Annotated in this window: 10 protein-coding genes; 2 read left to right on the top strand and 8 right to left on the bottom strand. The window is 64.3% G+C overall.

From position 1 onward, the window contains the following. The first annotated feature begins 16 nt into the window (after positions 1–16). Positions 17–1,096 carry a GlxA family transcriptional regulator gene (locus tag E1748_RS00895; RefSeq protein WP_133645274.1) on the top strand — a complete coding sequence of 360 codons (1,080 nt, stop codon included), beginning with the start codon at positions 17–19 and terminating at the stop codon, positions 1,094–1,096. Positions 1,097–1,116: 20 nt separating this feature from the next. Here the strand turns inward: E1748_RS00895 and E1748_RS00890 are convergent, their stop codons facing one another. The 5 genes from E1748_RS00890 to lhpH form a co-directional block, all read right to left on the bottom strand. After that, complete coding sequence (locus E1748_RS00890; RefSeq protein WP_240766225.1) at positions 1,117–4,035, bottom strand: EAL domain-containing protein; 2,919 nt, start codon at positions 4,033–4,035, stop codon at positions 1,117–1,119. 142 nt (positions 4,036–4,177) lie between these two features. Further along, on the bottom strand, positions 4,178–4,963 hold the full coding sequence (locus tag E1748_RS00885; protein ID WP_240766219.1) for an N-acyl amino acid synthase FeeM domain-containing protein: 786 nt from the start codon (positions 4,961–4,963) through the stop codon (positions 4,178–4,180). Positions 4,964–5,317: 354 nt separating this feature from the next. After that, entirely contained in the window at positions 5,318–6,793 is a 1,476-nt protein-coding gene (gene zwf / locus E1748_RS00880) for a glucose-6-phosphate dehydrogenase (RefSeq protein WP_133645272.1), read from the bottom strand. 227 nt (positions 6,794–7,020) lie between these two features. Continuing rightward, entirely contained in the window at positions 7,021–7,956 is a 936-nt protein-coding gene (lhpI, locus tag E1748_RS00875) for a bifunctional Delta(1)-pyrroline-2-carboxylate/Delta(1)-piperideine-2-carboxylate reductase (RefSeq protein WP_133645271.1), read from the bottom strand. A gap of 70 nt (positions 7,957–8,026) precedes the next feature. Next, positions 8,027–9,034 carry a trans-3-hydroxy-L-proline dehydratase gene (gene lhpH, locus E1748_RS00870; RefSeq protein ID WP_133645270.1) on the bottom strand — a complete coding sequence of 336 codons (1,008 nt, stop codon included), beginning with the start codon at positions 9,032–9,034 and terminating at the stop codon, positions 8,027–8,029. A gap of 180 nt (positions 9,035–9,214) precedes the next feature. Here lhpH and E1748_RS00865 point away from each other — a divergent pair, with 180 nt between their 5' ends. Beyond that, a complete protein-coding gene (locus E1748_RS00865; protein WP_133645269.1) occupies positions 9,215–9,952 on the top strand; it encodes a FadR/GntR family transcriptional regulator in 738 nt (245 codons plus the stop codon). 296 nt (positions 9,953–10,248) lie between these two features. On the opposite strand, the gene E1748_RS00860 is transcribed toward E1748_RS00865, so the two are convergent. The 3 genes from E1748_RS00860 to E1748_RS00850 form a co-directional block, all read right to left on the bottom strand. Then, a complete protein-coding gene (locus E1748_RS00860) occupies positions 10,249–10,914 on the bottom strand; it encodes a C39 family peptidase (RefSeq protein WP_133647179.1) in 666 nt (221 codons plus the stop codon). A 69-nt stretch (positions 10,915–10,983) separates the two neighbouring features. Then, positions 10,984–11,721, bottom strand: a complete 738-nt coding sequence (locus E1748_RS00855) for an SDR family NAD(P)-dependent oxidoreductase (protein WP_133645268.1) — start codon at positions 11,719–11,721, stop codon at positions 10,984–10,986. Further along, positions 11,718–13,799 (bottom strand): hypothetical protein, encoded by a 2,082-nt coding sequence (locus E1748_RS00850; protein ID WP_133645267.1) that lies wholly within the window; start codon positions 13,797–13,799, stop codon positions 11,718–11,720. The genes E1748_RS00855 and E1748_RS00850 overlap by 4 nt, the downstream gene beginning before the upstream one ends. Between the last annotated feature and the right edge of the window lie 64 nt (positions 13,800–13,863).

Below are 13,863 nucleotides of genomic sequence, written 5' to 3'. Positions count from 1 at the left end.
CGGCCCTCGCTTCACGATGAAAACCGCAGAATCCTTACCGCTGACCTCGATCGACGCCGCCCCGAAGGAGCGCATCCGCTTCGGCATCGTGCTGCTGCCGAACTTCACGCTGACCGCGTTCTCCGGTTTCGTCGACATGCTGCGGCTGTCCGCCGACGAAGGCGACTACAGCAAGCCGGTGCGCTGCTCGTGGAGCGTGATCGGCGACACGCTCGCGCCGGTGCGCGCGAGCTGCGGTATCCAGATCACGCCGTGGGAAACCTTCGCGAACGCGGAGCCGTTCGATTACGTGGTGGTCGTCGGCGGGCTGCTGCATTCGGGTCCGCAGGCCAGCGACGAAACGCTGCAGTTCATCCGCCAGGCCGCGCGTCACGACGCGACGCTGGTCGGCATCTGCACCGGCGTGTTCGCGCTGATGCGCACGGGTGTGCTCGACGGCCACCGGATCTGCGTGAGCTGGTTTCACTACTGGGATTTTGTCGAGCGCTTTCCGGCGCTGAATCCGGATGCGCTGATCGCGGACCGGCTGTTCGTGATCGACCGCAGGCGTATCACGTGTTCGGGCGGCCGCGCGTCGATCGACGTCGCCGCCGCGATCCTGCTGCGGCATTTCGAGCACGCGACCGTGCAGAAGGCGTTGCGTATCCTGCTCGTCGGCGAGATGCAGAAAGGCAACGCGCCGCAGCCGCATCCGCCGGGGCTCGAACCGGCCACGCATCCGAAGGTGAAGCGCGCGATCCTGCTGATGGAACAGCACGTCGGCCGCTCGTTGCCACTCGAGGAACTCGCGCACAAACTCGATCTGTCGCCCCGGCAACTCGAACGCTTATTCAAGGCCGAAACCGGCAAGAGCCCGCAGACCTTCGCGAAGCAGGTTCGGCTGCGCACCGCTTCATGGCTGCTGACGAGTTCGGATCGCACCGTCGCCGACATCGCATCGAGCTGCGGATTTTCGGATGCGTCGCATCTCGGCCGCGAATTCCGCAAGCAGTTCGGCGTGCCGCCGGTGATGTACCGTGAACAGCAAGGCGCGGCCGCCGTCGAAGAGACGGCGGCGTTCAACGAGACGTTTCCGGGGCGCGTCGACGTGTATTGAGGTGCTGTTTAGAAGCGCGGTCAGCCCGCGCGTGCGGTGTAGGTATGCTGGCCGCGTTCGGCCGGCACCATCAGACTCTCGACAAAGCGTGCGATCTCCGGATCGGTGACAAAGCTCGCTGCCGATTGCGCCGCGAGAATCGCCCCGCTTTCCTGCGGCCGCGCGATCGCGTAACCCTGCACATAGTCGACGCCGATCTCTTTCAACGCGGTCAACGTACCAAGATCCTCGACCCATTCCGCGATGCTGCGCATGCCGAGGTTGCGAGCCAGCGCGACGATCGCCTCGACGATCGCGGTATCGGCCGGATGCGCACACATCGTGCGAATGAATTCGCCGTCGATCTTCAACGCATCCGCCGACAGCTCCTTCAGATAACGGAACGACGTATAGCCCGCGCCGAAATCGTCGAGCGCGATCTTGCCGCCCATGTCGTGCACGCGCGCGATGAAGCGCCGCGTGTTCTCGAGATCGTGCAACGCGACGCTCTCGGTGATCTCGAGGCACAGGTAATGCACGATCGCGCTATAGCGGCCAAACAGCGCGAAGATATCCTCGACGAACTGCTCGTCGTTCAGCGAACCGCCGCTCAGATTCACGCAGACAAAGCGCGTGTTCGCGAGCTGCGCGGCGTTCGCGTCGAGCCATTCGAGCGTCGTCGTCATCACCCAGCGATCGATCGCCGCGATGTTGCCCGACTCCTCGGCGGCGACGATCACCTTGCCGGCCGGCAGCGTCGAGCCGTCCTGTGCACGCAGCCGCAGCAGCACCTCGAAATTCAGCGATGCTGTCGGCGTACTCAGCGACATGATCGGCTGCATCACGAGAAAGAGCCCAGCGGGCACGCGGTTCTGTCCGAGCGATTCGACCAGCAGCCGCTCCTTCGCGCGCTCCTCGAACGCGGCGGCGCCCTTGCGATACGTGACGAGCCGCGCATGCGCGACGCGCTTCGCCTCGCGGCATGCGCGGTCCGCGTGCGACAGCGCGTCCTGCACGCGCACGCCCGGCGAGCATTCGATCAACCCGATCGACGCCTTCACCTGGAACGAGCGCCGCCCGACCTGATACGGCGCCGCGCTGAGCGCCGCGATCAGTTCGTGGCATTTCGCGATCGCGTCGTCGATCGGCGTATCGGTCATCACGCAGACAAACTCGTCGCCACCGATCCGACCGACCGGATAACGGTTCTGAAACAGCCCGCGCGTGCGCGCGGTGACCTGCTTGAGCACTTCGTCGCCGGCGCGATGGCCGAACAGATCGTTGATCAGCTTGAAGCGATCGAGATCGATATACGCGAGCGCCCACGGCTTCGTCTGCGCACCCTGCGCGGCGATCGCCTTCTCGACGCCGCGACGGTTCAGCGACGCGGTGAGCGGATCGTGCTCGGCGAGGAAATGCAGCTGCTCGATCGCCTTCGCGCGTTCAGTGACGTCCTGCAGCGAGCCTTCGATCCAGCCGTTCGAACGCGTCGCCTTCAGCGAATAGCGGCGCACAGCACTGTCGTTTGCGCCACTCGCCGCGCCCGCAAGTTCCAGTTCGCCTTCGCTGCCCTGATGCGCGAGCGTCTGCAGCGCGGCCCACGCGCCGGCTTCGAAATAATCGCCCCAGTGGCGCGTGCCGTAGTCGGTGCGGTGCAGATCGAGCATCGTGCGCAGCGCCGGGTTCGCGCGGACGAAACGGCCTTCGCCGTCGAGCGTGAAGAGACCGATCGGCGTGACGTCGTAGGTATTGCGCAGTTCGGTCTGCACCTGGCGGCGACGCTCACGCTCGGCGCGTACCTGCTCGGCGATCGCGAACGCAGCCATCATGCTCGACGACAGCGCGGTGATCACCGGATTGATGCCGCCGAACAGCAGCTTGATGCCGAACGCGGCGCCCAGTACCTCGGAGAACGTCGCGAACAGCACCACCGCCATCGACGCGACGTACCACATCACCGTGCGCGAACGCGCCATCCAGACGAGCCGCGTCAACAGGAAGATCAGCACGCTCATGCCGAGACTGCTCAGCACCCACAGCACCGGAATGAAATGCTCGTAGCTCAGCACGCACGACGCGATGAACAGCAGCACGCCGTTGTACTGGACGATGCGCAGCGTCCACCGGTAGCCGACTACTTTCAGTTCGCGGCGGAACAGCCGGCCGAACAGCGCGACCGTCAGCAGGTAGTAGATCGCGAACGTGATCTGCCGCAGCAGATGCATCGCCTCCGGAGGAATCTCGCGGCCGATCCACTCGGTGTCCCAGCCCATCGCGTTCGCGCACAACCGCAGGTTGCCGACGAGCCACACGGAGAAGATCACATAGGTCAGTTCGCGATTGATCAGCGCGGTGACGAACACGAACACCGCGAGCGTCAGCAGACCGCCGGCGATCAGCGCGGAGCTTTCCTGGAAATCGAGCGCGGAGCCGGCCAGACTCTGGCTGTCCCACGCGAAGGCGTTGATGTACGCGGGACCGGAAAAGGTGCCGCGGCAAAGAATGGGCTGCGCGACGCTCAGCGTGCCGAGTTCGAGCGAGAAGCCCGCCTTGACCGGGCTGATGCGACCGCTCGTCGCGAGCCGGTCGGCGGTACCGAGCGGCGTTAGCGTCGTCGCATCCCAGCAGGCCAGGGTTTGCGCATGACGCGACGGCAACTCGATGAAAACCGGACGCGCCGGCTGCAACGCCGGCGCGTCGAACGTGAACCAGATCGGGGTTTCGGCGAGCTGCGTGCTATAGCGGCGCGTCGGCCCGGCCTGTTGCAGTTGCGCGAGCGCCGCGGCCGGCGCCAGCGCCGCGTGCTCGTCGTGGACGGCGCGCAGCGTGACGGGCAGCGCGCCGCTCGACTCGAAACGGTGCGGCGACCACACCAGCACCGCTAACGTGGCGGCCGCGATCAGCAACGGCACGAGATAGATCGAGAAGGCATACAGCAGCCTGTCGGTCCCCGCACGCATGTCCCTCGATCGCGAAAAAAGTGCCGCCGCTTTCATTAGTGGTGATCCCCTGATTCGCCGTGGGCGTCGCGGGTGCCGCGACAGCGGCAGCGAAACCGCTTCGGTTTCGCCGTCGCCGCGCAGGGTTGGCCGACATTCCGGGTTATCTCGTTCTGATTGGCTGGGCAATTTCCGAATCCCTTGGGCATCGTACCGTTTCCGGCTCCAAAGATAAATGCATAGGATTTAGATCGATATCCGGATGCGAAGTTTGAAACACGAACCGGTAAAGCGGATGCCGCACTTCTGCCCAGCGTTGTCGAGCGACTGCCACCGGCTTTGCCATCACACGATGATGTAATCCGCCCACATGCGCCATCGGCAAAAACTCCTCTTTACCAAAAACATCGACGAATAACATGGCTTCGTATTCCCGGTCTAGTGGCGAACGCGCGGTGATGACCATCCAGTCGATCTGTTCCTGTCCGCAGTACATGAACAGTGCCTTGCACAACGCGATCTTCACCATCCGGCCGATCGTGCCGCCGGCGACGCCGAGCCGCGTCGCTTCCGCGAGCCGGGTTCCGCGCAGCCAGTCGGGCAACGTGACGGACTGTTCGAGCGCGAGCGGTGCGAACTCGTTGGTCTGGATACGCATCGTGCCGAGCGGGCCTCCATCGAGCTTCGACTCGGCAAGCAGCACGATCGTGCCTGGTTCACGATCGCTGCGTTCGATCGCCATCTTCTCGGCGAAATCGGGTAGATGACGGCTATAAGCGAGACGACGCATCTGCACTGCTTTTTCAAGGCCGTTGTCGTCGGCGACGATACGGACGGTGAACGGCATTCTTTCCTGTTGCAGTGACGCGGATGAGGATTCAAGCTGTCCGGCGTCGGCGTGTTCGCGACGAAATTCGGCAGGTAAAACTGCAGGATTAAGGCGATCCATTATGTGGCCTCTTTTAAGTGACAAGATAGTAGAAACGCCATGCCACACGCTATAAAACGCGTAAAAGCATGACGGGCCTAGCCTCTCACGAAGTCGGATAATGGGGTGAGCGCTACCGAATTTTTCGAAGCAAATTTCTACGGTTACGTAAAACGCGAACTGCGCTAATCGTGCTCAAAAGGAAAGCCGCCAATTAATCTGATAAAAAGGCCCAGAAAAATGAGATGCGAAAAATGAGACGCCGAAAATGAGAAATGGGGCGCATCCAGCCGGCAGATTCGCCGGCGGCATGCGCCCCATTTGCTTGCGGCAGGCGGGCTAGCGTCTAGCCGGCCCGCGTGCCTGCTTGCGGACTCAGGACTCTTCCGCCCAGACCGAGTTTTCGCGTGCCATCAGCGTGGTCGACGCCGACGGCCCGAAGGTGCCCGCCGTGTACGGACGCGGCTTGTCGGCCGACGCTTTCCAGCCGGCCAGAATCGGATCGGCCCACGCCCACGCGGCTTCCAGCTCGTCGCGCCGCATGAAATGCGTGAGACGGCCGCGCACCACGTCGATCAGCAGACGCTCGTACGCTTCGGCGCGGCGCTCGGTGAACGCCTGCTCGAGATCGAGATTCAGGTTCACCGGCAGCATGTGCATGCCGCTGCCGGGTTCCTTCGCGAGCATCTGCAGCTGGATCGACTCGGCCGGCTGCAGTGTGATGACGAGCCGGTTGCCGTAGCTGCGCGGACCGCTCGGGATGATCGAGAACGGCAGATCGGCGAACTCGATGACGATCTCCGACACCTTCTTCTGCATCCGCTTGCCGGTACGCAGGAAGAACGGCACGTGCGCCCAGCGCCAGTTGTTGATGTGCGCACGCAGCGCGACGAAGGTTTCCGCGCGGCTGTCGGGCGGCACGTTGTCTTCCTGCAGATAACCCTTCACCGGCTCGCCGCCGACCGCGCCCGCCGTGTACTGCCCGCGCACCGTGTCACGCGCGATGTCTTCGGGCGTCATCACGCGCAGCGAGCGCAGCACCTTCAGCTTCTCGTCGCGGACTGCGTCCGGGTCGAGCGATACCGGCGGTTCCATCGCGACGATGCACAGCAGTTGCAGCAGGTGGTTCTGCACCATGTCGCGCAGCGCGCCGGTTTCGTCGTAAAAACCCGCCCGGCTGCCGACGCCGACCGTCTCGGCCACGGTGATCTGCACGCTCTTGATGTACGGCGCCTGCCACAGCGGCCCGAAGATCGCGTTGCCGAAGCGCAGCACCATCAGGTTCTGCACCGTTTCCTTGCCGAGGTAGTGGTCGATCCGGTAGATCTGCTGCTCGTTGAAATGCTGACCGACCGACGTGTTGATGGCCTGCGCGGATGCGAGATCCGAACCGAGCGGCTTTTCGAGCACGACGCGCGAATGCTCGTCGATGAGCCCGGCAGCCGACAGGTTGTCGCAGATCGTCGTGAACAGGTTCGGCGACGTCGCGAGATAGAACACGCGGCGCACGTTGGGGCGCGAGACCTGGGCGAGACGCGCGTAGTCTTCCGCCGAGCCGACGTCTACACGCACGTATTCGAACAGCGCGAGAAAGCGGTCCCACGAGGCTGCGTCGAACGCCTTGTCGCCGACGAACGGCTTCGACTGCTCTTCCATGAAACCCAGATATTCGTCGCGCGACCACGGGCGGCGGCCGATGGCGAGGATGCGGGTATCGGCCGGCAGGTTGCCGTGCTGGTGCGCCATGTACAGCGCGGGCAACAGCTTGCGGGCCGACAGATCGCCGCCGCCGCCGAAGATGATCATGTCGAGCGGCAGGTCGGGCGAAGCAGGAGCGGTCTGGTTGGTCATGGTGCGGTTCGCGACGTCGTGGGAAAAGGAGCAAAGGGCTGCGCAGAGAGCGACCACGCGAGAACCGCCACGGGCCGTTTTTGCAAGACGCCTATGGTGCAACGTTTTGAGAATGTTTGCACGGCACCAGACGCTATCCGGGCAATACTTTTTGCCCGGAGTGGGGCCGATTCTCTCGTTGTACTGTCTTTTCCTTTTCCTTCGCCTTCGCGTGTTCCCGCGTTACCTCACGCGCCGCCGGCTGAGAGCGTCGCGTGCGCGACGCGGCAGGCGGCAAGATCCCACGCCGCACAGCCGACCGATTTGAAGACGACCGGCCGGTCGGCTGGTTGTTTAGTCGCGTCCGAGATGCCCGTCACCGTGTTCCAGTCGATGCCCGCCTGCAGAAAGTCTCCTGCCTCGTGACGCGCGCCCGCCAGATCGTCGACGAACAGCGCGCTGCCGAGCACCGTGCGTGCGCCCAGCTCGATCATCTCCGGCGTGAACGCGCCGACGCCGATCACGAGCCGGCCTGCGCGCGGTGCTTCGTCGTAGACAGCGGCACGGCTCGTCGTTAACGCGATGACCAGATCGATCGACTCCGGCGTTACTTCGCCATTGCCATCGCCTGCGAGCGGTTCGAGGTTCGGCGCCTGCGCGCGATGCGCGTCGCAGAACGCCTGCGCGCGAGCCAGCGTGCGGCTGCTTACGCGCAGGCGAGCATCGGGATACAGCTCGGCGAGCGCCGCTGCGTGATTCGCCGCCTGCGTGCCGGTGCCGATCAACAACACGTCGCGTGGGGCCGACTGACTTAACGTCTCGATGCCGAGCATCGACATCGCGGCGGTGCGTCGTCCGGTGACGGTCGGGCCGTCGAGGATGAAACGCGTCTCGCCGGTGTCCGCATCGAACGCCATCACCTGACCGTGGATCGTCGGCAAGTCCCGCTCGCCGTTGCGCGGGCAGACGTTGACGAGCTTGTGGATCGCGAGATCGGGCGCGGTGGCCGGCATCGACAGCAGGATGCCGCCGTCGTTCAGCGGCACGACCAGACGCTCGGGGCTGACGATGCGGCCGGCCGCGTAGTCGGCGGTCGCGGTGCGCAAAGCGGCGACGAGTGCCGGGTACGGCGTGACGCGCGCGGTCGCGGCGGCGTCGTGGATCTGTACGGTCTGGCGGGTCATACGGAGGTGCTCCTTGTCTGTTCTGTGGTGCGATCGTCAGGACCGGCGATCGATGCGCCAGTCTCCACGCTCACCGCACCAGAAACCCATACGTCAACGGATCGCGTTCATCGACGATCCAGTTCGCGAACCCGCAGATATGCGCGTCGCCTTCGATCTCCGGGATCACCGCATCGAACCGATCGAGCTTCGTCTCGCGCAGCACGCGACCGCGAAACACCGTGCCGATCACCGATTCGTTGACAAGCGTCGCGCCCATCGCGAGTTCGCCGCGCGCATACAGTTGCGCGACGCGTCCCGCCGTCCCGGAGCCGGTCGGCGAACGATCGACCTCGCGGTCGGCAAAGATGCAGCAGTTCGCCTGCGTCGAGCCGGGGTGGCGCGGCGCGTTGTCGACAATCGTGCCGTAGATGTGATTGATCTCGGGAATCAGCGGATGCTCGACCTTGAATGCTTCGTTCGCCGCGCGCTTCACTTCGGCGCCGAACTGGATCAACCGGTCGACCATTGCTTCGCGGATCTCGAGTCCGAACGGCTCGCCCGACGCGTAGAAATAGAACGCGCCGCCGAACGCGATGTCGCCGCGCACCTCGCCGAACGATGGCGTCTGCACGCTCACGTCGCGCTGCCACACGAACGACGGCACGTTGACGAAGCGCACGCCGCCCGTGTGATCGCCGTCCCAGCGGACGAATGCTTCGATGAACCCGCACGGCGCGTCGATGCCGACGCGCGTTTCCGGCTCGGTGCGCTCGACCCAGCCGAGCGCGACCGCCGCCGTGGCGAGCGCGATCACACCGTGGCCGCAATGATCGCTGTAGCCCTCGTTGTGGACGAAGATGATGCCGAAGTCCGCGCCTTCGGAGACCGCATCGGTCAGGTAGCCGCCGTACATGTCGGCATGGCCGCGCGGCTCGAGCATCAGTGCGCGGCGCAGATGGTCCGCGTGCTCCTTCAGCCACGCGCGGCGCTCGACGATGGTTTTGCCCGGCATCTTCGGCAATCCGCTCGTGACGATCCGGAACGGCTCGCCGCCGGTGTGCACTTCGACCGTGCTGATCACGCGATTCAGTTTCATGGCGCTTTCATCCCCTCGCGCGTCCCGACGATTCAATCATTTTGTTCTCCTCGCTGCTGTCTTATACTGGACCCAAATCTAGACCACATTGGATTAATCAGCAACCAGTATCAAAATAATCGCGGCGATCTGGTTTCAATCCGGATCGGCCGGGGTCCCCCGTTCTGCAAACCAGGCGACATGGTCATGACATCCCCTGCGCTCGACGGCGCGTTTCGTCCGAAGCAGATCTACGAGCAGGTGTCGGAGCGCATCCGCGCCGATATCCGCAGCGGCCATTTCGCGTCCGAAACGCGGCTGCCGTCCGAGCGCGAGCTGGCCGCGCGCTTCGGCGTCGGCCGGCCCGCGGTGCGCGAGGCGATCGGCGCGTTGCAGAACGAAGGGCTCGTGCAGACGCGGCGCAACTCCGGCACCTACGTCTGCGCGGACGCGTTGCAACGGCTCGCGGCCGCGCCACCGGAAGGTTCGCCGATCGCCGATCCCGACTTCAGCCCGACGTCGACGCTCGACGTCCGCTTGATCCTCGAACCAGCGATCGCCCGACGCGCCGCCGCGCACGGCCGGCGCGATCCGCTCGCCGAGCACTATCTCGCTCAGATGGATTCGATTGCGGACGTGTCCGACGCGGGGCAACGCGCGCTCTGGAACGATAGCGACCGGTTGTTTCATCGACAGCTCGCGGTAATGACCGGCGACGCGCTGCTCGTGAAGATCGCCGACGAGGTCGCGAAGACGATGGACCAGCCGCTGTGGAAACGCCTGAAGGACGACGGCATCGACGATCCGGGCCGGATCCGTCTGTATGTGTCGGAGCATCGGCTGATCTACGAGGCGATCGTCGCCGGCGATGCGGATGCGGCGGCCTTTTATGTCGAGCAGCACATCATGCGGGTGCGGCGGGATATCGCGCCTAAGTAGCGCTCACAGGCGCCGTAGAGGGTGGCCGAGGTTTTGGGTCGGTTATAATGGTTAACACCTAGGTAATAACCCTCTCATACCCATTATGTCCAGCCAGCCCGTTTCGCCCACCACTCTCGTTCCTGCGCGCTCTGCCAGAACGTCGTTTTCCACCATGCTGCGCAACGTCGCTCGTGACATGTGGCACTCGTATCAACGCCACAGCCAGTATCAGGTGATGCTGGCCGCGGGCCGCGATCATGGCGTGCCGGACGATGCGGTACACGGTCGTCGCAGCCGCTGAATACCACTAACGCTCAAGCCCGCGTGAGCGTCATCCCACGCCGCGCGTAGAAGCGCCCGAACGTGTCGAACGGCAGCCACGCATCCGCCTGATACGGCGCGACACCGGATGGATTGTGGAACCACACGCCGTTGTCGTCTCGTCCGTGCAGTAAAACCAGATGACCGCCGCGCCTTTCGTTCCGCCGCTCCGGATAGCGAATCTCCGGACTCACCGAAACGATCGCCAGCGTGTCCCGATCGAGCCGCGCCGCGATGTCTTCGATCGAAATCTCCGTCAGCACATCGACGCGCACGCCGAATGCCGTGCGGACCCAATCGGCGAACGGCCGATAGATCAGCCCATCGACACCCCCATCGTCGCGCATCCGGTAGATGTCATGACGCAGCGCTTCGTCGAGCAGCATCGCGCGCGATGGATGCGCGATGTGCCAGTAGTCCAACACCGATTCGAAACAGGTCAGCCCGCACAACCGGTCCGCCCAGAAGCGATAGCGCTCGGGATCGGTGAAGCCGCTTCGCTGCCACTCGGGATCGTCGCAGGGGTCCGCGTCGTCATCGACGATCGCGCGCACCCAGCCGGGGCTGCCCCACTGCGTGTAATAGGGGACGTCGGTGTGACGCAGTCCGACATCGTCAACAGTAGATGCGGAAGGAACCGCACCCGCTGCATCGTTCATTGCATTCTTCATTCGTCGTGGTGTTCCTGAATCGCGAGCCGCGTGTCGCTCCATTCTGCCTGCAACCACTCACCACTTCTCCGCAAACGGTCGGATCGTGTAGTCGAACGTCCACGCGGACGGATGCTGATGAGCGATATGAAACACCTCGTCGGCGATCGCATCCGGCTGCGTGAAATACTCGTCGCGCGAGAACGGCCAGCCGGGCGGCGGCTCCGCCCAGGCCGGCCGGGTCCGGCCGCTCTCTTCGAGCCACGCGGCGTCGATCACCGCATCGATCATCAGATAGCCGACGTGAACGCGTTTCGGTCCGAGGTCGCGGGCCAACGCCTCGGCGAGCACGCGTTGCGCGGCCTTCGTCGGCGCGAACAGCGCGTAGTTCGGCTTGCCGCGCACCGACGCCGTGTTGCCTGTTACGACGATCGCGCCTTCACGGGCCGCGATCATGTCGGGCGTACAACGACGCGCGAGTTGAAGCAGCGCCGTCGTGTTGACGCGGAAGTTGCGCTCGAGCGTCGCCGCGTCGCCATCGACAAACGTCGCGAACGTCTCCGACACTGCGTTGTGAATAACAACCGAGGGTGCGCCCATCTCCGCACGAACCGCATCGAGCGTACAGTCCAGCGCATCGAGATCGCCGACGTCGCACACGTACGCGCGGCTTCCGTCGATCTGCGCTTCGAGCTGCGCAAGCCGCTCGCGATTACGCGCCAGCATCGCGACACGATAGCCATCGCGTGCAAACCGGCGCGCGATCGACGCGCCGGTCGCGGCTCCCACTCCGGTAATCAGACACACGCGACTCATGCTGCGACCGATACCGCCAACGTGTGGATCTGACCGAACTGCGTGCGGATATCGACCTTCTGCCCCGCTTCGAAATCCCGCCGCAGACTGTTCCGGGTATCGGTACGCGGCACGCCCGGCCAGTCGATCGTCAAACGATTTAGACCGCCGCGCACGACGCCCGCGCCCGCCTGAACCCGCAGCGAGCCCCACTGGTCGTCGAGCGTTGCCTGCGTGACCGGTTGACCGTTCAGCTCGACCGCGATCTGGCCGGTGCCGACCGCGTTCGGAATCCGCGCGGTGAGTTCGATCGACAGATCGAGCGGCGACGTGCACGAGAACGTGAACTCGCTCGTCAGACCGTAGGACGCCGAATACGCGCGGCGATACCAACGATTGCGGTCCGTCAGCTCGGTCCAGTGCGATTCCAGCAGATCGATTGCCTCAACCGCGCCGAGCGACAGATCGGGATCGGCGGGCTGTGCGTCGAATTCGGGAAAGACTTCCCCAATCGCGGTGAGCAGCACCTGCTCCTTGATCACGCCGCGCGCGAGCGGGCTGTAACCGACGAGGCACACTTCGGCGATATCGTTCTTCACCAGTTGATCGAAGGTCGGCAGCAGAACCGGCGGCGTCTTGCGGCTATACGCGTCGTAGACGAGCTTCACGCCGGTCTGCGCGATCGACGGATCGTAGTCCTTCGCACGTTGCAGGTGATGGCGGCAGATCTCCGGGTTCTGCCCCCAGTGCGCGTTATGGATCGCGGCGAGCAGATGCGCCCACGCTTCGTGCTCGGGTGCGGGCTTCGACGCCGCGTCGATCAGATCGTCGAGATGCGCGGTGCGGTTGAACAACGCCGGCAGCAGTTTCTCGGCAGTTGCCGCCATCGCGACACGCATCCCTTCCGACGTGTGATGGCAGAAGTCGAGGTACAGACGCCGCCCCGGAATCTCATGCTCGTAGCGATCGCCGAACAGCTGCGGCAAGTCCACGATCGTCGCGCCGCGCTGCGGAGCGACGCGGCGGATCGTCTCCGCGACATTGACGAAAATGCCCGGTACGACGCGCGTATCGTCGATGATGTCGCGGCTCTGGCGCAGCGTCCGGTACACGTCCTGGTTGCGTTTGCCGGCGCCCTGCTGCGCGCGCGCAAGCAGATCGAGACTCGCCGACGACGTGCCGCCGTCGAGATCGATTGCCGTGCGGATCGACTGCTCGGCAGCGGTGAAGTCTTTGTTTTGCAGCGCGTCGGTTGCGGAACGGTACGCGGCTACCCAGCGTTGGGTGTCGTCTGCCGACATCAGCGGAACGTCGAGCGCGCCGACCGGTGCGCTGGCCCAGTCCGCAACGTTGATCTCGGGAATCACGAACACGACCGGCACCTTCAATTGCATCAGCGACGACGTCAATTGATCGACGACCTGCCCCGCGAAATGTTCGAGACTCGCCAGTTGGCGATTCAGCAGCTTCGAGAAGCCTTGGGGTTCCTCGATCAATTCACCGTCGGCGATGAATGCTTCCGTCGACGTGCTGGCCAGCGACCCCACACGCCAGTTATTGCCGGCGAACACGACGACAGCATCCGGCTCCAGCAGATGCGCCGACGCGGCGAGCTTCGACAACCACCACGGATCGCAGTTGCTTTGCGCGAGGTCGATGATTTCGACCGGCTCAGCAGATGCTGTGATCTGCTCGCGCAACACTTTCGCCGGGCTGTACACCGGGTCGAAGAAGAAGCCGCGCGCGACCGATTCGCCGAGCAGCACGATGCGCTTGCTCGCGCCCTTAGGCGGAATCCGTTCGACGTCGGCACAGAAGCGCCACAAGTCGATGTGCTTGCGGGCGCGCACGAATTCACCCGAGCCTTCGACCTCTTCCTCCCAGATCCCGACCGAGCGCTTCGCCGAGTGCTGTCCCTTCAGGCTCGCGAAATCTTCGGCGAGCGCTGCGAACGGACCCGACCAGTGATCTCCGCCGGGCGCGTCGTTGGGCTTCGTCTCTTCGCCGAGCAACTGCAGCACGGAGAGCGCTGCGTTGTCCTGTTTGAGCAACGCGGCAAACCGGTCGCTCAGTTCCTGTCGCATCGAATTGTCTTTCATGGTTGGAGCTCCTGAGTTTGCAAGACCACAAAGGGGTACTTCCGGTACGGGAACCGACCGTTCA

The organism is Paraburkholderia flava, from assembly GCF_004359985.1.
Taxonomy (GTDB): domain Bacteria; phylum Pseudomonadota; class Gammaproteobacteria; order Burkholderiales; family Burkholderiaceae; genus Paraburkholderia; species Paraburkholderia flava.
Note: the sequence above shows the minus strand (reverse complement) of the source record. Positions and strands in the feature narration are given on the sequence as shown.